At 65.4% G+C, this 24,477-nt stretch carries 20 protein-coding genes and 2 pseudogenes; 18 read left to right on the plus strand and 4 right to left on the minus strand.

The window, feature by feature from the left end; all coding sequences use genetic code 11:
- Positions 1-335 precede the first annotated feature (335 nt).
- Complete coding sequence (locus BW737_RS05580) at positions 336-1,442, minus strand: AraC family transcriptional regulator (protein WP_180272077.1); 1,107 nt, start codon at positions 1,440-1,442, stop codon at positions 336-338.
- A gap of 230 nt (positions 1,443-1,672) precedes the next feature.
- On the opposite strand from BW737_RS05580, the gene BW737_RS05585 reads away from it, so the two are divergent.
- Together BW737_RS05585 and BW737_RS05590 are read left to right on the plus strand one after the other, a co-directional pair.
- Complete coding sequence (locus BW737_RS05585) at positions 1,673-3,466, plus strand: SWIM zinc finger family protein (protein WP_086614838.1); 1,794 nt, start codon at positions 1,673-1,675, stop codon at positions 3,464-3,466.
- 330 nt (positions 3,467-3,796) lie between these two features.
- Positions 3,797-4,591 (plus strand): ATP-binding protein, encoded by a 795-nt coding sequence (locus BW737_RS05590; protein WP_218961793.1) that lies wholly within the window; start codon positions 3,797-3,799, stop codon positions 4,589-4,591.
- Positions 4,592-4,741: 150 nt separating this feature from the next.
- On the opposite strand, the gene BW737_RS05595 is transcribed toward BW737_RS05590, so the two are convergent.
- On the minus strand, positions 4,742-5,023 hold the full coding sequence (locus tag BW737_RS05595; protein WP_086614836.1) for an addiction module antidote protein: 282 nt from the start codon (positions 5,021-5,023) through the stop codon (positions 4,742-4,744).
- Positions 5,024-5,593: 570 nt separating this feature from the next.
- Here BW737_RS05595 and BW737_RS05600 point away from each other — a divergent pair.
- On the plus strand, positions 5,594-6,088 hold the full coding sequence (locus BW737_RS05600; RefSeq protein ID WP_086614835.1) for a helix-turn-helix domain-containing protein: 495 nt from the start codon (positions 5,594-5,596) through the stop codon (positions 6,086-6,088).
- Positions 6,089-6,113: 25 nt separating this feature from the next.
- Positions 6,114-6,677, plus strand: coding sequence for a PIN domain-containing protein (locus BW737_RS05605; protein ID WP_257210529.1), 564 nt, complete (start codon positions 6,114-6,116; stop codon positions 6,675-6,677).
- A gap of 43 nt (positions 6,678-6,720) precedes the next feature.
- Here the strand turns inward: BW737_RS05605 and BW737_RS05610 are convergent, their stop codons facing one another.
- Positions 6,721-7,167: a P-loop NTPase family protein gene (locus BW737_RS05610; RefSeq protein ID WP_257210515.1), complete on the minus strand. Its 447-nt coding sequence runs from the start codon at positions 7,165-7,167 to the stop codon at positions 6,721-6,723.
- Between the two features lie 497 nt (positions 7,168-7,664).
- Between BW737_RS05610 and BW737_RS05620 the strand changes: the two genes are divergently transcribed.
- The 7 genes and pseudogenes from BW737_RS05620 to BW737_RS05655 all read left to right on the plus strand — a co-directional run bounded on the left by BW737_RS05620 (position 7,665) and on the right by BW737_RS05655 (position 15,907).
- Positions 7,665-8,819, plus strand: a complete 1,155-nt coding sequence (locus BW737_RS05620) for an ImmA/IrrE family metallo-endopeptidase (protein ID WP_086614832.1) — start codon at positions 7,665-7,667, stop codon at positions 8,817-8,819.
- Positions 8,819-9,316 carry a DUF4411 family protein gene (locus BW737_RS05625; protein WP_086614831.1) on the plus strand — a complete coding sequence of 166 codons (498 nt, stop codon included), beginning with the start codon at positions 8,819-8,821 and terminating at the stop codon, positions 9,314-9,316. The genes BW737_RS05620 and BW737_RS05625 overlap by 1 nt, the downstream gene beginning before the upstream one ends.
- A gap of 136 nt (positions 9,317-9,452) precedes the next feature.
- Positions 9,453-10,105, plus strand: a pseudogene (locus BW737_RS05630) (type I restriction-modification system subunit M); the annotation flags it as partial.
- A 166-nt stretch (positions 10,106-10,271) separates the two neighbouring features.
- Positions 10,272-10,844: a hypothetical protein gene (locus tag BW737_RS05635; RefSeq protein WP_143233289.1), complete on the plus strand. Its 573-nt coding sequence runs from the start codon at positions 10,272-10,274 to the stop codon at positions 10,842-10,844.
- Positions 10,845-11,224: 380 nt separating this feature from the next.
- Positions 11,225-12,943 (plus strand): hypothetical protein, encoded by a 1,719-nt coding sequence (locus BW737_RS05640; protein ID WP_086614829.1) that lies wholly within the window; start codon positions 11,225-11,227, stop codon positions 12,941-12,943.
- Positions 12,944-13,650: 707 nt separating this feature from the next.
- The gene (locus tag BW737_RS05650) at positions 13,651-14,853 is read left to right on the plus strand and encodes a hypothetical protein (protein ID WP_143233290.1); all 1,203 of its coding nucleotides are present in this window, start codon (positions 13,651-13,653) and stop codon (positions 14,851-14,853) included.
- A 181-nt stretch (positions 14,854-15,034) separates the two neighbouring features.
- Positions 15,035-15,907 carry a hypothetical protein gene (locus tag BW737_RS05655; RefSeq protein WP_086614826.1) on the plus strand — a complete coding sequence of 291 codons (873 nt, stop codon included), beginning with the start codon at positions 15,035-15,037 and terminating at the stop codon, positions 15,905-15,907.
- Between the two features lie 244 nt (positions 15,908-16,151).
- Here BW737_RS05655 and BW737_RS05660 read toward each other — a convergent pair whose 3' ends face one another.
- Entirely contained in the window at positions 16,152-17,171 is a 1,020-nt protein-coding gene (locus BW737_RS05660; protein ID WP_086614825.1) for an ROK family protein, read from the minus strand.
- On the opposite strand from BW737_RS05660, the pseudogene BW737_RS19870 reads away from it, so the two are divergent.
- The 7 genes and pseudogenes from BW737_RS19870 to BW737_RS05695 form a co-directional block, all read left to right on the plus strand.
- Positions 17,125-17,436, plus strand: a pseudogene (locus BW737_RS19870) (GntR family transcriptional regulator); the annotation flags it as partial. The gene BW737_RS05660 and the pseudogene BW737_RS19870 overlap by 47 nt on opposite strands.
- A 224-nt stretch (positions 17,437-17,660) precedes the next feature.
- Positions 17,661-18,887, plus strand: coding sequence for an extracellular solute-binding protein (locus BW737_RS05670; RefSeq protein ID WP_257210530.1), 1,227 nt, complete (start codon positions 17,661-17,663; stop codon positions 18,885-18,887).
- On the plus strand, positions 18,782-19,345 hold the full coding sequence (locus BW737_RS05675; RefSeq protein ID WP_086614823.1) for an extracellular solute-binding protein: 564 nt from the start codon (positions 18,782-18,784) through the stop codon (positions 19,343-19,345). Before BW737_RS05670 ends, BW737_RS05675 begins: the two co-directional genes overlap by 106 nt.
- Before the next feature lie 12 nt (positions 19,346-19,357).
- A complete protein-coding gene (locus BW737_RS05680; protein ID WP_086614822.1) occupies positions 19,358-20,305 on the plus strand; it encodes a carbohydrate ABC transporter permease in 948 nt (315 codons plus the stop codon).
- Complete coding sequence (locus tag BW737_RS05685) at positions 20,302-21,177, plus strand: carbohydrate ABC transporter permease (protein ID WP_086614821.1); 876 nt, start codon at positions 20,302-20,304, stop codon at positions 21,175-21,177. The genes BW737_RS05680 and BW737_RS05685 overlap by 4 nt, the downstream gene beginning before the upstream one ends.
- 17 nt (positions 21,178-21,194) lie before the next feature.
- Positions 21,195-22,286, plus strand: coding sequence for an SIS domain-containing protein (locus BW737_RS05690; RefSeq protein WP_180272079.1), 1,092 nt, complete (start codon positions 21,195-21,197; stop codon positions 22,284-22,286).
- Positions 22,287-22,354: 68 nt separating this feature from the next.
- Positions 22,355-24,415 (plus strand): cellulase family glycosylhydrolase, encoded by a 2,061-nt coding sequence (locus BW737_RS05695; protein ID WP_180272080.1) that lies wholly within the window; start codon positions 22,355-22,357, stop codon positions 24,413-24,415.
- The last annotated feature ends 62 nt before the right edge of the window (positions 24,416-24,477 follow it).

The raw sequence follows: 24,477 nt of genomic DNA on the forward strand, positions 1-24,477 counted from the left end.
TTCGCCGCGGCGCGGGCGCGGTCCTTCCGATGGGTCAGGCGTCCCAGTGGGACTCAGGTCCCGCGACGGTGTATGGACGTGGGCCGGTGTCCACTGTGCGGCCTGAAGATCAACCCGGTTGGTGGAGCGGCAAAATCCGCTGCGCGGTGCGGATTCAGTGGATGTGCGCGGGTGTCCGGGGTGGTCGGGGCGGCGCCGAGGAACCGAAGATTCGCCCGGTCTGGGTGGGGCGGTGAGGGTCCATCGGGTGGGTGCGCCGACTGCGGCCCGTCTGCCGGGCCGACTGGGCGCGGGCCCGGTGTCCGCGCCGGGTGCGGACACCGGCGCGGGGCCGTTCAGTGCTCCTCGCCGTCGGCAAGCTGCTGGAGCCGGGCCGCCAACGCGCGGCTGAGTTCAAGAGCCTCGTCCACCGGGGAGGACCGGGCCAGGCGAGCCGCCGTCTGGCAGGGGGCGTCGTCGTCGACCAGCTCCTGGGTGGATACCGACCAGCCGCGCAGCACCCGCATCACCGTCTCGTCGGAGCGGGGCACGTAGGTCTTGTGGAAGATCGAGTCGGCGGCGGCCGTGTCCTCGGTGAGCAGCTGCCGGTAGGCCGACGGCGTGCGCCCGAAGGTGCGGCGGAAGGCGGTGTTGAAGGCCTTGACGTCCGGGAAGCCAACATCGGCGGCGATCTGTGCGATCAGGTGGTCGGTTTCGCTGAGGTCGCGTACGGCCTGCCGCAGTCGCACCCGGGTGAGGTACTCGCTGAAGGTCATGCCCACCTGTTGCGGGAAGACCTGGGAGAGGTAGCCGGGGGAGAAGCCGACATGCCGCGCGAGGCGGGTAAGGGTGATGCGCTCGCGGAAGGAGCCATCGATGTAGTCGACCGCCCGCTTGAGGGCACGGCGGTCCGTCGTGGCGGGGTCGGGGGTGGCCGGCTCGGTGTGCGTGGGTGGGAAGTGGTTGAACAGGACGGCGATCACGTCCAGCAGGCGCGACTCCCAGGCCGCCGCAGCGCCCGGGCCGGTGCGGTGGGCGTCGAGCATCATGCGCGCCAGGAGGGTGCGCAGGCGGGCGAAGCCAGGCTGATCGCGGGTGATCGGGGTGGAGCGGCAGTCGAAGTGGGGGACGGTGCCGTCGGCGGTGAAGGAGGACAGGTAGTCCGCCTCCACGTGTAGGCACATGACGGTGGAGCGCGGCCGAGTGGCCAGGGTGGCGTGGCCGGCGTTGGCGTTGATGACCACGACGTCCCCGGGCTCGTGGTTCTCCACGCCGCCCGCCACGCACACCTCGATGCGGCCGGTGACCACCACCAGTATCTCCAGGGAGGGGTGCCAGTTGTAGTGGTAGGAGCCGATGGAGTAGACGTACTGCTCCGCGCTGACCCCACGGACGGGCGAGACGTGCTCGTGGCGCAACTCGCCCCGCAGTCCGGGGGCGAGGGCGGGGTCGGCGGCGACCATGACACCATCGTAGGCGGGGCGAAAAGTGTCCATCGGTGACCACTTTGAGCGATGGCCTACGTGTCGCGCTGTGAGCGAATGGCGCTAGGACAGGGAAAACTCGATGCGGCCGAGCAGCTTCTGGGTGCTCGTGGGATGAAAGTGGTCACGGATGGACACACTCTAGCCCGGTGGGCGGCGCCGGTGTCGGTTCGGTTGGCGGACAGGTCACGATCTGACACGATGGGCACATGCGCATCGAGTCACTCGGCTCGCTCACCGCGGCGGCCCTGGCCGCGGCCGCTGATGGTGCCGTCTATGGGCGTGGCCAGGGCATGGTGGATGCGGTTGGTGAACTCCGAATTGCCGACGGTGAGGCCATCGCCACGGTTTCTGGCACCTTCCCCTATTCGGTCCGCCTGACCTGGCAGCAGGATGAGGATGGCGGGGTCGCGGGCGACTGCAACTGCCCGCACCACGCCTCGGGTGCCTTCTGCAAGCACCTGGTGGCTGTCGGCCTGGCCGTGCTGCAAGCGGCCGAGCGTTCCGGCGCCCGCGTGGAGGTGGAGCCAACGGGGGCGGAGAAACCGGCCACTGAGGACGACGCGGCCACCGCCGTCGAGGCCTACTTGAACGGCCTGGATGCGGACCAGCTGCGCGCGCTGATCCTGAGTCTCGCCGAGTCCAACGCGGAGGTGTTCCGCTCGCTGAGCACGACGGCGTCGCTGTTCTCCGGAGACGTGGAAGCGGTGGCCGGGGACCTGTTGGCGCGGGCGAAGTCCGTCACCGGAGTGCGCCGCTTTCTCGGTTACCGAGACGCCATGGACTACGGCAAGGACGTGGGCGACGTGCTGAACGAGCTCGAGCCCCTGCTTGAGACCGCCGACGGCGCCAAGGCGGCGGCACCCGCACTGCTTCATATCACTACCCGCCTGCGCAAGCAGATGGAGAGGAACATCGACGACTCCAGCGGTGTGGTCGGCGACGTCTGCCAGCGCGCCGTGAGGCTCTACGCCCGTGCATGCTGCGCCAGCCCGCCCGAGTCGGCCAAGCTTGGGCGCTGGCTGGCGAAGTTCCGCCTCGACTCGCCCGGCTGGCCCTCGGTCACCCTGGCGGAGTTCCTGCCGGCACTGGGGAATAAGGGCCTGGCCGTTTACCGGCGTGCGGCGGCCAAGGCGGAGGCCGCCGCCGAGGCCGAGGGGAAAGACCCGGACTTTGAGCTGAAGCGGATGCTGCTGGAGCTGGCCGATCACGACGGCGACGTCGACCGCGCCATCCACCTGCTGAGCCTCGGCGAACACGCCCAGTATGGGGCTATTGTGGAGCGGCTGCTTGCGGCGGATCGTCGTCGTGAGGTGATGGCCTACGTGGACCGGGCGGTCTCCGAGGGGCGTGTGTCCACCAGCAACCTGGACTACTGGCGCAGGCGAGGTGTTGGGTACTGGATCGATCCGTTGCGCGCGGCCGAGCTGTACCGTGAGGACGGGCGCGACGAGGACGCGCTGGACATGGCTCGCGTGCTGTTCCGTCGCGCACCCACGCCGGAGATGCTCGATGTGCTCACCAAGGTCGGTGCCTGGACGGGCCGGGAGGATGCGGAGCGGGATGAGGCGCTGGCCTGGGCCGAGCAGCAGTCCTGGCGCAGCGGCGACCCGGTGATCGAGTTGGCGCTGCACGTGGGCGACGTCGAGCGGGCCTGGGCCGCCGCCGATCGCTGGGGCGTTGGCTACGCCTGGCGGCAACTCGCCGACGTCAGTCCGCAGCCGCGCCCGGACGACGCCATCGCCCTGTACTGTCAGGCCATTGAGGAGACGCTCATTCCTGTCGGGCGGAAGGCGGCCCGCGAGGCGGCGGCGCTCGCCACCCATATGATGGCGCTGGCCGCGGCCGCCGACGGCGTGGCAGGCGGCGGGGCGACGGAGCCTAATGATGCAGCTTCGGAGGTAAGCCGCGTGGCGGGCTGCCGCACGTGGCTCGCCGATCTGCGCGAGCGGTATCGGCGCCGCCCCACCGTCCGTGAGGAGCTCGACCGGGCCGGGCTGTGAGGTGAGTGGGCGGATCGGAGTGCTTCCCGCGCCGCCTCGACGGAGGCTCGCCACTGCTATTACGTACTCTTACGCCAGGCGTTAGAGCGCGTAAGAGTGGCTGCGGCTGGCGTGGCATCATTCTGCGATAACGCCGAAAGCGGGATGAGGCAGGGGTCTTAAGCTCTTAAGTACTCTAAAGATATCAGAGTAACAGTATGTTGCCTGCGGCAGCGGCAGCGGCAGGAGCTGGAGTGGGATCGTGGCGCTGCCAGCTTCGATGGCACGCCGGTACGGGACGTTACCGTCGCGGATCTGGACGGTGCACAGCTCTCTGACTACCAGCGGACTTTGGGTTCTTCGTCGCCCGAGCTGGCTCTTCGGGCAAGGGACCTGATCACGAGGGATGGTGCTGTTTCCGTTGCCGGATATCTACTGTTCGCGTCCCGGCCCCAGATGCTGTTTCCCAACGCGCACGTCCGTGTCTTGAAATATCAGCAGAACGAGCGGGGAGCCGGACGTACGCTCAACCTTGAGGATGATGCCGACATCCGCTGCGAGGGGTCGATACCCGAACAGATTGCCCGAGCGACCGCGGCTATCGAGGGTATGGTCAACGCCGTCGTGCATCGGTCCTATAGCATCGGTGGGGACCACGTGCGGGTCGAGATCTTTCCGAACCGGATCGAGGTCACCAGTCCGGGCAGGTTCCCAGGCCTGGTGATTCCCGCTGATCCTGCCTCGATCAGCCGCAATGCGCGCAATCCCCGCATCGCGCGGGTGTGTGCCGACCTGGGGGTGACGCAGGAGCTCGGTGAGGGCATCCGGCGCATGTTTGCTGAGATGCGGCGGGCCGGACTGTCCGATCCGAAGTACGTCCAGGGGCAGGAGGCGGTACGCCTGACGCTTATGGCGACCTTGGCTCCCTCCGATCGGGTCGCGCGTGAGATCGGTCCGAATGCGATGAGGATTCTTGATGCGCTACGTTTGGCCCAACGTCCGCTGAGTACCGGGCAACTGGTTGAGTTGGTCGGCATGGCCAGGTCGACCGTGCTGCGCCACCTGAACGCCCTTCGCGGTGCTGAGTTGGTGGTGTGGGAGGGTGAGAGCCAGCGGGATCCCCGGGCCACCTGGCGGGCGGTCTGAGACGCGTGGTCGGTCTTTGCAAGGCGGGCCGTTGCTCACCGATCTGCACGAGCGGTACCGGCCGCTGCGATATTCGCGAGGTGCTCGACAGAGTCGGGCCTTTGGGGCGGAGCTGTCCGGCCCTACTGTTGGACGTTCGCCGTGCCGGGACTACGCCGCGGTGGTGATTGTGATGCGACCGCCCAGGGCACGTACCACCCTGGCGACCGTTTGGAAGGACGGATTGCCGGCGTCGGATAGGGATTTGTACAGGGACTCGCGTCCGACGCCGATCTGCTCCGTTATCCCGCTCATGCCCTTGGCGCGGGCGATATCGCCGAGGGCTGCTTGAAGCAGCTTGGGATCGTCCTGCGCGGCGGCCTCGTTCAGGTAGGCGATGATCGCGTCGTCATCGTCCAGGTAGTCGGAGGCGTCCCAGCGTATGAGGCTCATGTCCAGTCCCCTGTTCTCCTGAGGTCCTCGAGTATCATGTGTGCCTTGCTGATGTCGGCGCGCTGACTTCCTTTGCTGCCCCCGAGGAGCAGATCGTATCCTCTGGGATACGGTCTGTCGTGTCGTCGCCTCCTTGCGATTCGCTTCGCAACCGCAGTAGGCCTCGCCTCTGGCATGAATTAGACCGGGATGGCCGTCGCGCTTGTGCTGAGTCACCGGGAGGCGTACTCATCGCCGTGGTTCTGAGGGGCCAGAGGCTTGGCTGGGGGACTCTCGCCGAGCACGGTAGCGCGCCCTGGTGCCTGGTACTCATTCGGCCCCGCGCACGCCTTCCAGCAGGGGACTGGCCTGGCCGGACCAGGAGATGGCGAGTTGGTCGCGGGCGCGCGTGGCGGCCATGTTCAGCAGTGAGCGCTCACGTAGCGGGGGCGTTGTCGTGATCGTAGGGGCGCACCTTCGCGGTGGTAACTCCGGGCAGGCTTCAACAGGTCGTCGTACGGAGGTGGGTCTGTTGACCAGAGGGGCGCACCAGATATTTCGATTTTTTCGAACCGCTGCTATGATTGCTGCATGGCTGCCACAGCTGCACAGATGCGGACGACCCTGCCGCCCGAGGATCTCGAGGCGATGCTGGATCTGTCCCGCTTTCTGGGGCAGGTTGCGGAACCGGCCGCGCTCGTCGGGCCGGATGGCCAGACCGTAGGTCTCCCGGCGGAGGTGCATCGGGTGCTTATGGACGTCGTGCACGCCATGTCGCAGGGCAGGGCGATCACGGTGGCGCCGGTGGATCAGGTATTGACGACCCAGGAGGCTGCGGACTTCCTCGGTATCAGCCGCCCCACCTTGGTCAAGCTTCTGGAGTCCGGTCGGATCCCTTACGAGTGTCCCGCGGCGGGTAGACACCGCCGGGTCCGGCTCGCCGATATTGTCGCGTACCAGCAGCAGTCTGCTCAGGAGCGCGGCGATGTTCTGGACACTATGACACGCGAGGCCACGGATCTCGGCCTGTATGACGATACCGCCGCGGACTACACAGCTGCCTTGCGTCGCGCGCGCGAAGGGTGAGGCTGCCGTGACGCGATTCTCTGCGATGCTGGACGCCTGTGTGCTTGTCCCTGTGACGCTTGCCGACACGCTCCTGAGGATCGCCGAAGCTGGTCTCTATCGCGCTCTATGGAGCGCACGAGTCCTTGATGAGACGGTCCGAGCGATCGAGAGCGTCCATCCTGATCTGCCAGCCGGCGCCGCCCGACGCCGTGCCACATATATGGATGCCGCTTTCCCTGACGCTTGTGTGACTGGTTGGGAGCACCTTGTGGCTGCAATCGACCTTCCCGATCCTGACGACCGGCACGTCATCGCGGCGGCCGTTACCGGACGCGCCGACGTGATTGTGACGGCGAATCTTAAGGACTATCCGGCCGATGTGCTCGCGCCGTACGACCTTGAAGTACAAAGTCCCGACATATTCCTCCTTCATCAACTTGATCTGGAGCCAGCCAACGTGATGACCGCGCTGAGTCGTCAGGCTCGTTCTACGCGCAAGCCTCCGTGGACGCTCAACGAGTTGATAGATCATCTTTCCCGCTGCGGCGTTCCAGACTTCGCGGAGGCCGCGAGGGCGCAGAGGTGGCGGACAGTATTTCCACCATGATCCAAGCCTCACTCCATCCGTTGTGACGCGTGCCCGATCCCTGCTAGCAGGGGGTTGGCCTGGCCGGACCAGGAGATGGAGAGTTGGTCGCGGGCGCGGGTGGCGGCCACGTACAGCAGCGAGCGCTCGCGCAGCAGGGCGTCGTCGTGATCGGCCTCGGAGCAGTCCTGTTCCCGTAGGGACCGGGGATTGCCTCCATGGACACGTCGAAGAGCAGCACCTTGCGGAACTCCAACCCCTTGGCGCGGTGCATGGTCATCACCACCGGCCGACCCCGGCCGACCGCCTCCCGGTCCACAGGGCGCACCTCCACGCTCCGGTGCGCCAGGCCGGTCACCACATTATCCCGCTGGTAGCGGTCGCGCACCAGGACGGCGATGGACTCCGGGGCGTCGACCCCGGCGGCACGGTCCTCATCAAGCCACAGATTCGGCAGCGCCGCGGCATCATCGAGCTTGGCGGCGCTGCTCCTGCCCGGCCGTGGCGTCACACCTGGCCAGCTCGACGGTTCGGTGCATGGCGACGACGGTTCCGACGCCGGAGCCGTCGTCCTGCGGCATGGCGAGGAGGGCTGGCTCGGTGAGTGGCCTTGCTGATTATGTGCCTGCTCAGGCGCTTCGTTGCCGGATGCTGGATGACGGTCCAGAGGATGCCCACGGCGAGTGCGACGAGCTCCCCCACACAGGGGTACCCGAGCACGCGCATGACTAAGGCGGCGAGCAGGTGGTGTTGGATGGAGGAGAGTACGTTCTCAGGCGGTGTATCACTCATGCCTGAGTGGTGGTCGGACTGCTCCTCCTAGCCGTACGCTCGCCATGATGCGGGGTTTCCACCGGGTCGCACTGGTAGAGCGTCCCGGGTGCGGTCAAGGGCGGGATAGCTAGTAGTGGTGCTCGACCGATGACGCGTGACCGCGGTTTGGATGCTGACGGTGTCGGAGGTATACGGCAAACTTGTGCCTGAGACCGGGATGCGAAGGAGGACCGCATGGCCGTAGTCCGTGTGGATGTCGCGCCCGACCTGCTGCGCTGGGCCGTCAGGCGGGCGCGCTGGGACGAGGAGACCCTCCGCCGTCGCGCTCCCAAGTTCGCCGACTGGATTGACGGCACCAGGCGCCCCACTCTCAAGCAGGTGGAGAAGTTCACTTCTGACACCCACACGCCCTTCGGGATGCTCTTCCTGCCTACGCCTCCGGTCGAGGAGATCCCTATCCCGGACATGCGGACCATTCGCGACGCCGGAGTCCGCGAGCCATCCGCCGACCTGCTGGAGACGATCTACCTGTGCCAGAGGCGCCAGGACTGGTACCGGGACGATGCACTGGAGCTGGGAGCTACCCCGCTCGACTTCGTGGGATCCGTGACGCTGACGACTCCGGCGGACGATGTCGCCGCCCGTATAAGGGACGTGCTCCACCTGGACGAGCGGTCCGTCTCTAACTCGGCCGCCGCCATGACGGACCTCATTGAGCGTGTTGAGGCCATCGGGGTCCTGGTCATGGTCAGTGGGATCGTCGGCGCGAACACGCACCGCAGGCTCGACCCGGAGGAGTTCCGGGGATTCGCCCTAGCTGACGACATCGCTCCTCTCATCTTCGTCAACGGTGCCGATACGAAGGCCGCGCAGATCTTCACTCTCGTTCATGAGCTCGCCCACCTGTGGCTGGGACGCAGCGCTCTGTCCGACGCCGCCACAGGTGCTGTGAAGGGGACGAAAGAGGAGGAGCGCTGGTGCAACCAGGTTGCTGCGGAGGTGCTGGTCCCCCTCGACTCGCTCCGCAAGGAGTGGGCAGGAAACTACGGTGAGGACGAACTGGAGCGACTGGCCACCCACTACAAGGTCAGCACTCTTGTGGTGCTTGCCCGGCTCCGAGAAGCCGGTCAGTTGACTTGGGACGAGTTCATGTCCCGGTACGACGCCGAACGGCAGCGGGTCATGGAACTCATGCAGTCCAGCCGTAGCAGCGGTGCGGGCGGGGAGTACTACAACACTCAGTTGCGGCGCCTGGGGCGGCCCTTCACCCGGGCGGTGGTCTCCTCGACACTTGAGGGGCGGACGACGTACCGGGATGCCTATCGGATGCTGGGGACAGCGACGCACTCGACCTTCGAGGGGCTGGCGGAGAGAGCGGGGGCTGCGTGATGTACCTGGTCGACGCCAACGTTCTCATTGAGGCGAAGAACCGTTACTACGCCTTCGACATCGCGCCTGGTTTTTGGGCGTGGCTCGACCACGCACACGTGCAAGGTACGGTGTTCAGTATTGAGAGGGTCGGCGATGAGCTCCGGCGCGGAGACGACGAGCTCGCCGAGTGGGCGAAGAAGCACCGCGAATTCTTCTATCCGATCGACCAGCAGACCACATCATTCTTCACCCCATTATCCTCCTGGGCGCAGTCCCAGAACTTCACCCAAGCGGCGTTGAACGGATTCTCGACGAACGACGCTGACTACCTTCTCGTCGCATTCGCCGCGGCGCACATGTGCACCGTCTTGACTCACGAGATTGCGGGGTCGGGTTCGCGCAAGCGGGTCAAGATCCCGGACGCGTGCAAGGCTCTCGATGTTGCGTGGGTCAACACCTTCGAGATGCTGCGCCGTACGGGAGTACACCTCGACCTGCGCCGCCCGGAGTCGTGACCTCGGGGTGAGCGGTTGGGGTAGACAACAGTTCGACCGCCTGCCGGAGTTCCCCGCATTCGTGTCGGAGGCGGGTGCGACACTGTCCCGTGGCGCCCGACCCCGGCGCTGCCCCGACGACGAGAACGAGGAACCCGTGAGCAAAGAGACCGAGCGCGCCGAGCTCCACCGGACGATCTGGAAGGTCGCCAACGAGCTGCGTGGAAGCGTGGATGGCTGGGACTTCAAGGCCTACGTCCTGGGCTTCCTCTTCTACCGGTTCATCTCCGAGAACCTCGCCGAGTACATCAACGCCGGAGAGCATGAGGCCGGTGACCCGGACTTCGACTACGCCGTGCTGGGTGACGCGGAGGTACGCGACGCGCGTGACGGCATCATCAACGAGAAGGCTTCTTCATCGCCCCGTCGGAGCTGTTCGCCAATGTGCGCGAGCGGGCACCGCACGATGAGAATCTCAACGAGACACTGTCCAGGATCTTCAAGAACATCGAGCTCTCGGCCTTCGGCACCGGGGCCGAGTCGGATTTGCGCGGCCTGTTCGACGACGTCGACGTCAACTCCAACAAGCTCGGCTCAACGGTCGCCCAGCGCAACGAGAAGCTGGTGCGGATCATCAACGCAGTCGGGGACCTTGACCTGTCATACGGCGACTCGGCTATCGACACCTTCGGGGACGCCTACGAGTACCTGATGACCATGTACGCCTCCTCGGCGGGCAAGAGCGGAGGCGAGTTCTTCACCCCGCAGGAGGTCAGCGAGGTGTTGGCGCGCATTGTCGTGGCAGGCAAGATGATCCGGCTTTTTGAAGGTTTCCAGTCTGGCTTGATGCAAAATGGCGGTTCATGCGAGCTGGCTGCGTGAGCGGTTAACTGCAAGCGTGCATGACTCAGAAGGGCTATAAATGATCGATTGGGGAAACTTGATCACGGGGTTCGGATTTAGGTTTCGTAGTCTCGTGAAGCTGGCGACGTCAGGCTACCTCCTGGCTGCCGTCTTGCCGCGCTTCGGGTTCGGAGAGTCAGGACTTACGAATCTCGCTAATGTCGCGCACCGCATGCGGCTACTGGCGCTGGGAGATTGGATTGAGAATGCTTATCAATTGCTCGGGTCGGGCAGTCCCAATGGTGCGCTGGTGATCGTGCTTGGAATATGGCTTGCCTTGATATGCATGGCCCTTTTGGGGGAGTACAAAGAGGGAGTGTCGTCGAATCTTATGCCGAATGCTGCCATTGCGGCAGCTTGTATCTGGGCCTTGTGGGTGGATCTTGTCTCCCCGGGAACAATCGTGAATCTGGCGATGGTGGCGATCGTGGTGACGCTCATTGTGATTGCTTGGACGGTTGATCATTTTCGGAGCGCCGAAGGGTTTACTGTTGCTTTCATTGCGCTCATTGGGATCGTGGTCTCGTTCGTCTATGTGGTGATCGCGCCTCCGCTGTGGTTGGCTGGATCCGACAATGTCAATCAAGTAGACGCTTTCGAGCGTGGTTTCAACGCTGGCCGTTCGGTTTCAGTTAGAGATGACTGAACCGTCGCGAAACTGAAGGTGGTGGTCGCGTCGGTGCCGGCTTTGGCGTGGTCGATCAGCGTGTGCCGGGCCTGATTTGTGTCAGTTTAGTGCCCCGCGGTGTTCAGGTCGTTGAGGATTTGCCGTGCGGTCTTTGGCAATGTGTGTACGCGAGGTGCTCCAGCAAATCGCGTTACTCTGGCCCCTCCGGAAGGGCACCCGTTTGCTGCTCTACGCAGGGTTGTTGACCTCAGCGTCATCTGCTGGTCGCGCAGGCCTGGGGGATCGCGCAGAATATGAAGCGGACCTGCACTCGTTCCGAGACGTGAAGCCGGGACCGAAGGAGACCGCGGGCGTTAACGTATCTGCTGACGCGTATCTCAAGGGCGAGGAGGCAACCAGTGGACACGAGTGGTGCCGAGGGATCATCGCAGGCTTCGCAGGAGTTGAGCGAACCGCATGTGCAGGCGGCCGAGGCAGTGACGCCGACCTCGGCGTCGTCGGATACTGGAGCGGAAGCGTCGGCGCCGGATGCTGCCGCCGAACTGACGCTGTTGGAGGCCGCCCCCGGCGTCGCCGTCCTACTCGCCGAAACGGTACCGGACGGCTGGGAGATCGAACCCTTCGGCCTGGGGGAGCGGACCAACGCCGAGATCACCGACGCCGTCAGCAACGCCGTCGGCGCCCTCAATCTCGTTGCACAGGGAGCGCAGGGGCTCGTATCCGTGCAGGGGCTGGTCCGACTCGCACCGGAGACAATGCAGAACCTGCGCACCATGAAAACTATCGTCAAGGACGGTTACAACCTCGGTGTCCTGACCCGAGGCGGTAAGTTCGCCGCCCAAGTGCGCTGGGTCCCCGCCACTGGAGTTCAGGCCGCCACGGTGGCCGCGAGTGCCGGTCCGGCCTTCGCCCTGATGGCCGTCAGTGCGCAGTTGAGTTCGCTGTCCAAACGGGTTGACCAGAATCTAGAGCTGACTCGCGATGTCCTCCAGACCCTGCTGCAGGACCACTGGAACAATCTCAGCGGCATGTATGACGCCGTCGTCGGCGCCATTGATGAGGCGCGCGCGATCGGGGCTGTCACGCCGCGGATATTCGGCCGGGTTGCGCACCTTGAGGCCGAGCTTCGCGCCGAGTACAAGCACTTCGACGGCCGTCTTCAACGTCATCTCAAGGCGCTGGGCGGGAGCGCGGCCGAGCGGCGTGACTATTTGCGGGATCATGCCCAGGAGGTCGCCGCCGACGTCCAGGGGCTCGTCATGTCCGCCAACGCCCACTACGGATACCAGTTGCTCGGAGCGGCCGAGGTCGCTGCAGACAGCCAGCGCAGCGAGCAGGATGATCAGCTGTTGCGGCACCGAGCCGAACGGATACCGGTCGAGCGGGCCGAAACCATGGCAAGGATCGCCCAGGTGCTCGGTCGGCTCGACGCATACTGCCATCTGACGGCGCTACTGGAAGGGCGCGGCGTCGACCTCGGGCGTGCCGGTGTCAGGATCGGTGACTTGGCGGGGCAGGTCTCCGGGCGCGTCCCGGCGCTGCGCCGGGCGCAGCGGGGCGCTACCACTGAGCAGATCGTCGCGGCCATGACCCAGTACGTGGCGGAACTGTGCGTCGGCGCCTACGCGGCTCCCGCGCCACTGGAGCCGAGCCTCGAAGTGGTTGAGGATGGTGACGTTGCGGCGCACGTGCTCGACATTCTCAGGTGGGTGCTGCCCAAAGGTGAGCCCTTGGCGGTCCTAGCCGAATTCAGCCGCGCCTGGGCGGGAGACAGCAACCTTAAGGGCGGATACCTGGGGGTGACGCCCACACGGTTTTTCCTCGCCTCACGCGGCGCGCTTACCAAGGACGGGCTGATCGAATACGACTTCCCGCTGGTGGACGTGCGCTATGTGCGGTATCGGCCGAGCGAGGTCGGGGTACGCCTAGACATCATCACGAAGGATGAGAACCTCGTAGCGCACTTCGCCGACTGGGCGGCCGCGGGCGAGCCCGGCGAGCGGCTGCGGCGCGTCGCGGATGTGCTGATGACGGCCGCGAACCTGCCCGAGCAGGAGCGGCGCTCCGATCCGCTGCTGGAGGTCGCCGCCGCTCACCGTGCACCGTCGTTTGGATGATCCCGAGCGTCCGGACCTGTTCGATGGACCGTGAGGTCCGTGGATCTCTTTCAGCCGCTGGTTCGACGTGCCCGCCACGCAGCGGGGGACTCATCTGCAAGAACAGCAGATCGACTGCCTTGGTGCGCAGCTCGATGCGCTCATCGACTGGGGCGTTGATCTCGGGCGGGTTATTGCGATCCCCCGTTTCCGTGAGGTGGCCGACCGGCTCAGGAGTCTTGCGGCGCAGCGGGGAATCCTGTCGGGCGGAACGATCCACACCGCGCAGGGGCGGGAGGCCGATGCGGTACCCCTGAGTCGGCGACCTCGGCGGCGCCACCGAGTCGCAGCCGGGCGCAGAGCCGTACATGTGAGCGAGGTGGCCTGATACACCATCCGGGGATGGGACCCCGGCGATCGTGGGACTGCGTGAACGAGAGCGCCTCATCGGTTTAAGGAGATGCTGCCCCGATCTTCAACGGCAGGGGTCTCCCGTTCGGTAATGCTTTCGCAATCGCGTGTTCGCAGCCTGGTGCAGGCTACTGCTGAGGGCCGTACCCCGTCGGTGACGCGCTCGCTTATTGGGGCGATTTGCGCATGCGCCTTGAAGCACCTGGTGCGCGCGCCGAAGTTGGAAATCCTTTTTGTGAGTCTCTTTTGGCATGCAGCGGGCGACATGGGGAGGTCTCACCATTTCGGAGACGGGTCCGCGTCCGTAGCCTACTGGCATGGAAAGCGGCGCATCGCGATTTCATCCTCTACAGGTGTTGTGGGTCGGCACGGTACTCGGGGTGATAGCAGCGTTGTTATTCGCCGGTGCCGCCGGTTGCACGGGCGGCCCTTCGACCCCTACTCCCTCCACGACGACGGAAGCGCCGTCGCCGCAGCGCAGCGCGTTCGAGAAGGAGATTGAGAACTACCTGGGTGCTCGCGGTGACGTTGTGTCGGTGAGTAGAAGCGCCGATGAGGAGAACCTGGAGCTTATGACGGTCGAGATGGCCGAAGACACCGCAGCAGAGCCGGTGGCGGAAATGGTGAGTGAGCTGCGGACCGCGGTGGAGGACAGCGCGGCAGCGTACAAGCAGGAGGAGTGCACTGACGTCCGCTGTCCTTACGAGCTTGTACTGCGGTGGACCTTGAAGGGGACGCAAATCGTGTTCCGTGCGAGCGCGATCGAGTTCGAGCCGGACGACGGCATTCACGATTACCAAGGCGTGGGGGATCCTGCTACCGCACTTGCCGTGGTGGATCGTCTTGCCGGGCAGATGTCGGAAGCGACTGTAACCGGCCAGCAGGTCAGGATCACGCGAGAAGTGGATGCCGGGGAGGCGATTCCAGTGGAGGTGCCCGAAGCGAAGCCCGACGGGATGGGGAAGGTCTCCTACGCAGAGGAGTTCGTATCCGGCTGTGCGGAAGTGTCGCTCCTGTACGGGGAGGGCCCCGTAAACCTAGGTGCGTTCGCGACTGCAGTTGCTGCAGCCAGGGATCTTGGCTGGGAATATCTCGACGTATACTCGAATGCTGGGAAGATGACCTACAGGCTAAGATTCGGCGACCCAACCGCCCGCATACCATGGGAGTTGAAAACACGGGCTGGCGGTGGCCCTTCAGACCCCTACTATTTGGGCCGCGCCGTAAATGGGATAGTTCCCGTTCTACGAGTCCTTGACGACTGTTCATCGACGGACGAAGTGCATTTCTTATCTCATCCTAAGACATCCGATTTCAGCTACTCCTACACATGTGCAAGCGGGCGACTCGACGTGGAGGAGGATGCGCCAGGAAATACCGACAAGGATAGGGAGAACGCCGAGGTGCTACTGAGTTGGGCGCGCCTGAGACTGAAGGAGGTCAAGGATGATGCTTGCCCTCACCTTCCCGCGACATGTGCCTTGCCGCGGAGCCGTGGGAGAGCTTCGGTCAAGGAATAGATTGATACGTCACGCGCTGCTGCTCTGTGTACTTGCCACCGTTCCCCTGTTGGTGATCGGTTGCAGCCCAGACGGGTCCGGTTCCCGTCCTACCCCCACCGCGTCCATCACTGCTACAGCAACGCCTTCCTCCGACAACTGCTCGGCGGACTGTGCGCCTTCCAACCCTCCCGCCGGAACCATGGTGGCCGCCGCGCCCGATAGCGATAAGGTCGTCGACGTGATACAGGCATTCCTCGGCGCTCGCGACGAGGTCGCCGAGGTGACGGTGGCAGCCTCATGCAATGGCTGTGTAGAAGTGGCGCTCAAGGAGGACACATCCGCAGATGATGCGGGCGTACTGTTCTCACAGATGCGAGACGCGGTCAAAGAGCAGGCCGGCCCCGTCCTTCTCGACGGCGTCGACTATGTACACGCCACGTGGACGCTGTCGGGCACTGAAATCTTGATCTATCCCATGGCCTCCTCAACCTTCGACTACCTCGGAGTGTCGTACGAGGACACGGTAGAGGCTCAGTTCCTGGAGGTGATATCAAGGATCGCAGGAACGATGGACCGGATCGAAATACACCAAAACACCTCCTTCCTGATCACTCGAGCCGATCCTGGCCCCGGGAGACTCCCAGAAGGGCTGGCGACACAGACCCCGGAGGGCGTAAGGGTCGCCGAGGGGAGCAACTACACCGAGCACTTCTTGCGGGGAGACACGGAAGTGTGGATTTACTACGACAGTGAGGCCGTACTTGATACGGACTGGTTTGGACGATTGGTTGACGCAGCCTCTGAGTCGGGTGCATGGGACCAATTAGTCGTATACCTACATGCCGATGGACGTGAAATACACTTTTCGCAGCCGAAGATAGAAGAGGTGTCATCTGATTCGGTCGTCTCTGTCCTGCGCGCTCTGGACAACTGCGCTCCGAACGACAGCGTACGAGGCCTCAGTTATGCGTATGTATGTGAAGCCGACGGTGGGACACTGACAGTGGGGCCGGATGTGCCTGCCGGCGATCGCAGTGCTGCGACGGATCTGCTTGAGCAGGCACGCAACTGAGTACCGCGATCGTTATTCGGATCGAGTCCGTGATGTTCGGGCCCTGCGTCGAGGCTTGAGTCGCCTCGGGTCAGCGTGTCAACGGTTTTAGGTCTTTGACAACGTGCTCTGTGCGTGGGGCGAAGATGTCGATAAGCTGCCCGTCGGTGAAGGCGTCCCCCTGCCGGGAGGAGTGCGGTGGCGGGGCATGGCTCAGTATCCATCGGTGTGTGATGCCCGATGGCGAGCCTCTACTCGCCCGCAGTCACCCGCGGCCCAGTAGCGACGCGCCGATGAGGGAGACGTCGTCGCCGAGCTGCGCCGGCACGACGGTGCACGCGGTGGAGGACGGGGTCAGGGCCGAGGTCCGGATGGCCCGGGACGCGGCCTCCAGCCACTCCTCGTGGTGGGCTGCCACGGACCCGCCGACGACGATCAACCGCGGATTGAACACGTTGACGAGGTCGACGCAGGCCGAACACAGGGCGCGACGTGCATCGTCGAGGGCGCGGAGCGCGGCTCGGTCGCCGAGCCCCGCGAAGCGGTCGACCTGTGCCCCCGTGACCTCTCCGCCCGCACGGATGTACTCCCGCAGCGGCCCATCGGCCGGTGAATCCTCCGCGTCTGCGGCGAACTCGACGGCGCGCCGGGCGAGCGCGGGCCCGGAGGCGTAGGCCTCCAAGCAACCCGCGCGGCCGCATCCGCAGCGCGGTCCCGCTGGATCCAAGCTCATGTGCCCGATTTCTCCCGCAGTTCCGGTGCACCCGTACAAGAGCCGGCCGTCGATCATGACGGCTCCTCCGACCCCGGTGGACAGGGTGAGGTAGATGAAGTCCGCGACCTGTCGGGCCGCCCCATGCGCGTGTTCGGCGAGCGCGGCGGCATTGGTGTCCTTCTCGACCACGACGGGAAGCCCGGTTGCCTCACGCAGGCGCGCGCCGAGTTCCAGCCCGGCGAAGTTCGCGTCCGTGTTCGGCGGCGTGAACAGGGTGCCGGTGCGTGGGTCGACCGGTCCGGTGACGCTGACGCCGATGCGGCCTACGGGGGCGTCTTTGGCCAGGGCGTCCGCCTCCTTGAGGGTGGCCACGCACGCGTCGACGACGGACGCGGGGTCGGCCCCTCCGGGTGTCTCACGCCGTGCCCGCGCAAGGATCTCTCCCTCGGGGCTCATCCGCGCGCCGCGGATCCAGGTGCCGCCGATGTCGAGGACGCCGACGTCCCCGACATCTCGGTGATCGATGGTTGTGGACTGCTGGCCGTTGACAAGCGGGACGGTGCTGCTCATACTTGATTATAACATTATAATCTTTCGATCAGTGAGGAGGTGCCGTCCTTTGACGAAGGCAAACCCCGACGCGAAGGCAGCACAGGAGTGGAGCCGCATCGGCGGACCACTGGCACGGGGAACAGCGCCCCTCTACCACCAGGTCTACCGCGCGCTGCGCACCCGGCTGGAATCCGGAGACCTCTCCGCCGGGGACCGGCTCCCGACAGAGAAGGAACTCGCGAGCGCCTTCGACTGCTCCCTGGTGACCGTCAGGCGCGCCCTGGACGAACTGGTCCGCGAGGGCGCGATCACCAGGACCCGCGGCAAGGGCACCTTCGTCTCCGCCCGGAGAATTGACCGGGAACTCAACCAGCTGACGTCGTTCACCGACGAGATGTCGCTCATGGGCCTGTCCCAGGAGACCAGGCTCCTGGGGGGAGAGATCACCGAGCCGTCGCCTCGACCGCGGACAGGCTCGGAATCGCCGAGGGTGCGCCCGTCTACGCCATCGAGCGGCTGCGCGTCGCCGACGACGAACCGCTCCTCATCGAGCACGTCTTCCTCCCCGCCCATCTCTTCCCGGGGCTGCTGTCGGTGGACCTCGGAAAGACCTCGCTCTACTCCCATCTGTACGAGAAGTTCGGGGTCGAACTGGTGCGCGGGCATCAGACCATCGAGCCCGCCCTGCCCACCGCCCGGGAGGCCCGGCTCCTCGGCCAGGACCGCAGCCAACCCGTCCTGCTGCTGCGGCTCACCTCCTACTCGTCGGACGGGCAACCCATCGAATACTGCCGCACCGTGTCAAGGGCTCCCGCGCGCGGTACCACCTGGATGTCTCACGTCCGCGATCGCTGTAGCCCGATCCGAGACCGACTCGCAAAGGAGCGAACAATGAACACAGGGAAAACACGTCCACCATTGAAGGCCGCCGCTGCCCTCGCGGCCGGCGCCCTCGTACTGTCCGGGCTCGCCGGAGCCTGCTCGACGAACGATGGCGCGAATGCCGACACCATCGTCGTCTGGGACTATTACGGCTCCTCATCCCCGGTCAAGCCCGCCCTCGAGCTGTTCAAGCAGGAGCACCCCGACGTCACCATCGACTATCAGGAGTACGACTACGACACCTTCCAGAACAAGCTGGCGGTCGCCGTCTCCTCCGGCGCCGCGCCCGACCTCGCGACGATCGACATGGTGTGGACGCCCGTGTACGCGGCCCAGGGTGTGCTCTCCGACATCTCGGAGATCTCCCAGGGTGAGCTCAACGGAAAACCCATTGCGGACCAGTACTCCAAGGGCGCGCTTGAGGCCATGGACTACGACGGGCGCACGATCGTCCTCCCCTATGATTTCGACGCATACGCCCTCTACTACCGCAAGGACATCCTCGAGCAGAAGGGCCTCACTGTGCCCACGACCCACGAGGAGCTCCTCGACGTCGTCGAGGCGATGTCCGAGGATACCGACGGCGACGGGAAGGCAGACAAGTACGCCTTCCAGCTGCGCCCCGACACCTTCGAGTTCAGCCAGTTCCTCTTCCAGGAGGGCGGCGCCCTGGTGACCGAGGATGGCACCAAATCCGCCTTCGCGTCCCCCGAGGCGTCCGGGCACTCGACTACATGGGCCGACTCATGGACGCCGGCTCTGTCTACTGGGGGCCCGATGAGGGAGACTCGGGTGGCCTCGCCGGCATCGCCGACGAACGCATCGGGATGTTCCTCAACGGCCCTTACATGATGGGAATCCTCAAGGAGGGGGTCCCCGAGCAGTCTGGGAAATGGGCCGTGGCCGACGCCCCCTTCTCGAAGGAACCGGGCAGCTACCTCGGCGGAACCGGACTCGTCATCCCCACCGGCGCGAAGAACCCGCAGGGCGGGTGGGAACTCGCGCAGTTCCTCCTCCAACCCGCCCAGCAGGAGCTCGTCTACACCAAGGCGGGGGCCGCTCCTGCCACGCTGGAAGCTCTTGAACTGCCCGCACTCACACAGGCGGATCCCTTCTTCGACGGCCAGGTTCCCTTCCCCGTCTTCGAGAAGGCCCTCGAATCCGCCCAGCCCTTCCCCTACGTGGCCGGGTGGAGCGACATCGATCAGGCGATCACCGACGGAGTCGTCGCAACCCTCGTCCAAGGAACACCGCCGAAGACGTCACTCGAGAACGCCGCGGCCACGGCCGATGAGGCGCTGCAGAAGTAGGCGACGGCGCACATGAGCACCAGTCTGATCTCATCGATCAACGGCGGGAGGAGAACCCGTCGGGACGCCGGGCACGCGGGTGCGCGTGCCGCCGCATCGCGCTTCGCGCCGGGCCAGGCGAAGGCAGGCCTGCTCCTCGTCGCCCCGGCGATGCTCCTCACCACGGTGTTCTTCTTCGTCCCGATGGTCCTGTCCCTGTGGTGGAGCTTCACAGAGTACAACGGCATTGCCACGCCGCGGTTCGTAGGAGCCGACAACTATGTCGACCTAGTTACCGACCCCCTCTTCCTGAAGTCGGTGGCAAACACCGGACTCTTCGCCCTGGCGACCATGACCACCGGGCCCCTCCTGGGACTGCTGTCCGCGCTTCTGCTTAATCGGGCGCACGTCCTGCAGTCCCTGTTCAGGGCGGCGTTCTTCCTGCCGGTGACCATGTCGTTGGTCGTCGTCGCCTCCATGTGGAAGATGCTGCTCAACGAGCACGGGGTCATCAACCAGTTGTTGGAGCTCATCGGCCTGCACGGCGTCTCCTGGCTGAACAACACCAAGACCGCGCTTATCGCCGTGGCGGTGACCAGCGTCTGGCAGGGATTCGGCTTCGAAACCGTCGTCTTCCTCGCAGCGTTGCAGTCTGTCCCCCGCGAGCTCTACGAGGCCGCCGCCGTCGACGGCGCAGGCCCTTGGAGGCGCTTCTGGGCGGTCACCTTCCCCTCCCTGCGCCCGACGATGCTCTTCGTCTTCGTCGTCGGCATCATCGGTGCCTTTCAGGTGTTCGACCAGGTCTTCGTAATGACGCAGGGCGGCCCCGTATCGGCGACGACGACCGTCGTCTACTTCGTCGTTAAGCGCTTCGAGGAACTCGACCTCGGACACGCATCCGCGGCCGCATACCTTCTGGCGATGTTCCTGGCCGTCGTCTCTGCACTCCAGATGGGCATCGAGAGGAGAGGTGAGAAATGAGCGACGCCCGTGTCGCGCAACCGAGCCGACGGCGCATACGGACCGTCTCCACGACGGTGACCTACCTGCTCCTGGCCGCCGCGACGATCCTCATGATCGCCCCGTGGGTGTGGGCCCTGTCGACGTCGTTCAAGCGTTCCCAGGACGTGTTCTCGCCGAACTCCGGGATCATTCCTACGCCCTTCTCGCTGCAGGCTTATGAGCGGATCTTCACGGAAACACCCTTCGGCACCTATGCGATGAACTCGGTCATCGTCACCGCGTGTGTAGTCGCCCTCAATGTCCTGTTCGACTCGTGCGCGGCGTACGCCTTCGCCAAACTGAGGTTCCCCGGACGCGACATCCTCTTCTGGCTGCTGATGATCACGATGATGATTCCCATGCAGGTAAACCTCATCCCCCTGTATCGGATGATGGTCTGGGCGCACCGGTATTTCTCATGGTTCGGCGTCGATACGCTCGCGGGCATCATCGCCCCGGGTGTGGTCCAGGTGTTCGGGATCTTCCTCATGCGGCAGTTCTTCATGTCGATCCCGGACTCGATGCTGGAAGCGGCCCGCCTCGATGGGGCCTCCGAGTTCCAGATCCTGCGCCGGATTGTGCTGCCGATCGCCGCCCCGGGACTGGCGACCCTGACGATCTTCACCTTCCTGGGCACGTGGAACGACTTCCTGTGGCCGCTGCTCGTGTCCAGTTCGGAGTCCACCCGCACCCTGCCCGTGGGCCTGGCGCTCCTGGCCCGCAAGAACTCCGTCGACTGGCCGGGAACCATGGCCGGCGCGGTCGTCAGCGCCGTACCGATGGTCATCGTCTTCCTCCTCGCGCAACGCAAGTTCATCGATGGCCTGACGGCCGGCTCGACCAAGGAATAACCGATCAAGGAATGAGAATGTCCCCGATATATGACTCCACCGAGCACCATGAGCGCGATATCTTCCTCACCGAGATCTGCGAGAGCGGCGATGTCCTGCGCAGGACGGCCGGAAGACTGCGCGAGCAGAGGCGCGCCCTCCACGAGGTCAGACACCGGCTTGCGGGACGTCGCCTGATCCTTACGGGCATGGGCTCCTCCGCGGACGCGGTCACGGGCCTGGCATCCGTGCTCGGACGATCCGGGCGCGAGAGCACCGTCATCAACACCGCCGAACTCCTCCACTTCCGGCTGGCTTCGCTCACCGACCAGCACGGAGTGATCATCGTCAGCCAGTCCGGGCACAGCGTGGAAGCGGTCAAGCTCATGAACGCACTGACCAAGGACAGGGCGATTCCCGTCGTCGTCGTCACGAACATGGCAGACAGTCCGCTCGCCGACGCCGCCGACTTCGCAATCACACTGGGAGCCGGCGTCGAAGTCGGGCCCTCGTCGAAGACCTATGTCGCGACAATGCTCGTCATGCAGGTTCTCGCCGAGCTCCTCGCCTGTGATGACGAGGTCGAGACGGTCCTCGCGCGGGCGGGTCATCGGGCCGACGTCGCCGCGAACGCCCTCGCCGCCTGGATCGGCGACGCCGAGGGCGTGGGTGGACGCCTGGCCGACTGGATCGAAAAGGCGCAGTCGCTGTTCGTCGTCGGTCGGGGCGTGGGGGTGACCGCGGCCGAGCTCAACGCCCTGGTCCTCAAAGAATCGGCGCACGTCCCCGCCCAATCGATGGACGCGGCCGAGTTCCGCCACGGTCCGCTCGAACTGGCCGCCCCCGGCCTCGCCGTGGCGCTCATATGCGTCGAGCCCTCGGTGGCCGCTCTCGACGCCCGGCTCCGCACCGACCTGCTGAGCAGGGGCGCGGCGGTCATGACGATCGGCATCGATGCCTGCCGTACCGATGACCTGCCCATCGACTATGTCCTGCCCGGCAGCGAGCCGCTCATTGATGCGGGGCTCATCGCCCTGCCACTGCTACTGGCGGCGTGGGCGGAGGCATCCCGCCGGAGCGAGACCCCCGGAGCGTTCAGCGTCGGAGCGAAGGTGACAACATGCGAGTGAATCCCCGGAATCCTCAGAACCCGCAGAACCCTCAGAACCCGCCGAAGCGCGCCTCGGGGCGCTTCCGCATGGGACCGCACTTCATGTACGACCAGGGCCGGGCCGTCGTGCCGGTCGGCGTCCACTACGTGCCGCGCTCCGGACCGGACTGGCCGTGGCGCACAGGAGCGGACGAGTTCCACCGGGCGTTTCGCGATATCGCGGCTCACGGTCTCGACTCTGTCCGGATCGACCTGATCTGGGCCGCCGTCGAACCGCACGAGGGCGTGCTGGACGAGGAGCATCTGAAGACCCTCGACCACATCTTCGATGCGGCGGCTGCTTACGGACTGACGCTGCACCCGACGCTCTTCGTCGGCGGCGAGGTCGGTGACGCGTACTGGGATCTGCCCTGGGCGAGTGGCATAAACCCGCATTCGGATCCGCACCTGCTGGACGTGCAGTGCGGGCATGCCGCCCGACTCGCCGAGCGCTGGTCGGGTCGTCGCGAACTCATCGCCTGGGATCTGACCGATGAACCGCCCTTCTGGATCCATGAGGACTCCACCTCGGACGAGGACGCGCGTAGGTGGACCCATCGCCTAGTCGAGGCCCTACGCATGAACGATCCGGAGCACCTGATCACGGTGGGAACCGCCTCCCAGGAGGTCGACGGCGGACCCTTCCGCTGTGACGTCGTAGCCGAGGAACTGGACTTCTGCTGCGTTCACCCCTACCCGATCTACTCGCCGGAGCTCTACGCCGATCGGCTGCAATCGCGTCGCATGACCCATGCGGCCGCCTTCGAGACCGCGTTGGCGCGTGGCGCCGGCAAGTCCGTGATGATCCACGAATTCGGCGCATCGTCGACTCAACACTCGCCCGAAGTCATCGCGCACTACGACCACCTTTCGTGCTGGTCGGGCTTCGGCGCGGGTGCCATCGGTTTCTACGCCTGGTGCTGGATCGATGCCGAGGCCGGCGCCTATCGGCGGGCGCCATACGTGCGGATGCCTCACGAGACCCAGTTCGGTCTCGTCGATGCCGACAACGCCCCGCGCCCGCGACTGACATCCCTGTCGGACCTACGCACCTGCTTAGCGAACATGGACCTCGAACACCTTGCCTCGCACGGGCCCTACGCCCTCGCCTCAATACCAGTGCCTCGCGAATACGCCCACCCCTATGCGCGTGAGAACTACGGCCTGGACGATGCGCCGGCAGGCCCCTACGTCCCGTCCGAACAGTCCTGGGACTCCACCCGCGACGTCAAGCCCCTTATCCGAGGCCTCCTCAACGCTTTTGTCTACTCCGAACGCGCGGGGATGCCCGTCCAGTTCCCCCGGGAGACCCTCGACGACGCCTGGCCGACGACGCCCGTGACCCTGGTGCCCGCACCGCTCACGTCGACGACGAATTCACTGCTGCACGTGCGCACCTCCTTCTGGCAGGGAGCGACCAACTACGTGACCGGCGGGGGAGTGCTCTACCTGTCACTCTCGGCGGAGAGTGCGATCCCCGAGCTACACCGCTTCGCCGGTGTGCGCGTCAAGGACCGGGCCCCGGTCGATGAGGATCTGCGGCTCGTCGTCGTCCGGCCCTTCGGCGGCTTCGCGGTCGGCGACGAGCTGGCGCTTCCCGGGGGCGGCGCCGACCTGCACAGGCGAGGTGTAGAACTCGTTCTCGAGGGAGCCGAGGTCCTCGCGCGGACTGCGAGCGGCGCACCGGCGCTGACGCTCTTCACCCTGGGGGCCGGTGCCGTGGTAGTCGGCGCGTACCCGATCGAGCTCATGGCCGCGGCGACCCCGGACGCCCACGACGACGATCGCCTCTGGCGCCTGTACCGTTTCGTCCGCGAACTGTCGGGGCAGCGTCTGCCGGTGGACGTGGATGACGGCGAGTTGACCAGGGGACTGCTCGTCGGTGCCGGAGGGGGAATGCTGGTCGTGACCAATCATGGGGCGAGCACCGTCGAGGCACCTGTCCGCGTCCACGCGCCCTCCGAGGTCTGTGGGACCTCCCTGCACGTCTGCTCGCCCGACTGCGTGGGCAGGTCCGACTCTTCACAGGAGATCAGCGAGGGTGACACCGTGAAGGTTCCCGCCTACGGTACTCGCATTATCACGTGGGACACGCGGCCGACGGCCTAACCGAGCAGCAGCACCGCATCGGTGACAATGCGGCGACAACCCCGGAGGCTCGCGGGCGAACG

Origin of the sequence: Actinomyces ruminis, assembly GCF_002154335.2 — a bacterium.
In the GTDB taxonomy this organism is placed as follows: Bacteria; Actinomycetota; Actinomycetes; order Actinomycetales; family Actinomycetaceae; genus Actinomyces; species Actinomyces ruminis.

Coding starts and splice junctions, on each gene's coding strand:
- BW737_RS05580 (WP_180272077.1), bottom strand. CDS start 1,442: ATGGTCGCCGCCGACCCCGCCCTCGCCCCCGGACTGCGGGGCGAGTTG.
- BW737_RS05585 (WP_086614838.1), top strand. CDS start 1,673: ATGCGCATCGAGTCACTCGGCTCGCTCACCGCGGCGGCCCTGGCCGCG.
- BW737_RS05595 (WP_086614836.1), bottom strand. CDS start 5,023: ATGAGCCTCATACGCTGGGACGCCTCCGACTACCTGGACGATGACGAC.
- BW737_RS05600 (WP_086614835.1), top strand. CDS start 5,594: ATGGCTGCCACAGCTGCACAGATGCGGACGACCCTGCCGCCCGAGGAT.
- BW737_RS05605 (WP_257210529.1), top strand. CDS start 6,114: ATGCTGGACGCCTGTGTGCTTGTCCCTGTGACGCTTGCCGACACGCTC.
- BW737_RS05620 (WP_086614832.1), top strand. CDS start 7,665: ATGGCCGTAGTCCGTGTGGATGTCGCGCCCGACCTGCTGCGCTGGGCC.
- BW737_RS05625 (WP_086614831.1), top strand. CDS start 8,819: ATGTACCTGGTCGACGCCAACGTTCTCATTGAGGCGAAGAACCGTTAC.
- BW737_RS05650 (WP_143233290.1), top strand. CDS start 13,651: ATGGAAAGCGGCGCATCGCGATTTCATCCTCTACAGGTGTTGTGGGTC.
- BW737_RS05655 (WP_086614826.1), top strand. CDS start 15,035: ATGGTGGCCGCCGCGCCCGATAGCGATAAGGTCGTCGACGTGATACAG.
- BW737_RS05660 (WP_086614825.1), bottom strand. CDS start 17,171: ATGAGCAGCACCGTCCCGCTTGTCAACGGCCAGCAGTCCACAACCATC.
- BW737_RS05675 (WP_086614823.1), top strand. CDS start 18,782: ATGGACGCCGGCTCTGTCTACTGGGGGCCCGATGAGGGAGACTCGGGT.
- BW737_RS05680 (WP_086614822.1), top strand. CDS start 19,358: ATGAGCACCAGTCTGATCTCATCGATCAACGGCGGGAGGAGAACCCGT.
- BW737_RS05685 (WP_086614821.1), top strand. CDS start 20,302: ATGAGCGACGCCCGTGTCGCGCAACCGAGCCGACGGCGCATACGGACC.
- BW737_RS05690 (WP_180272079.1), top strand. CDS start 21,195: ATGTCCCCGATATATGACTCCACCGAGCACCATGAGCGCGATATCTTC.
- BW737_RS05695 (WP_180272080.1), top strand. CDS start 22,355: ATGGGACCGCACTTCATGTACGACCAGGGCCGGGCCGTCGTGCCGGTC.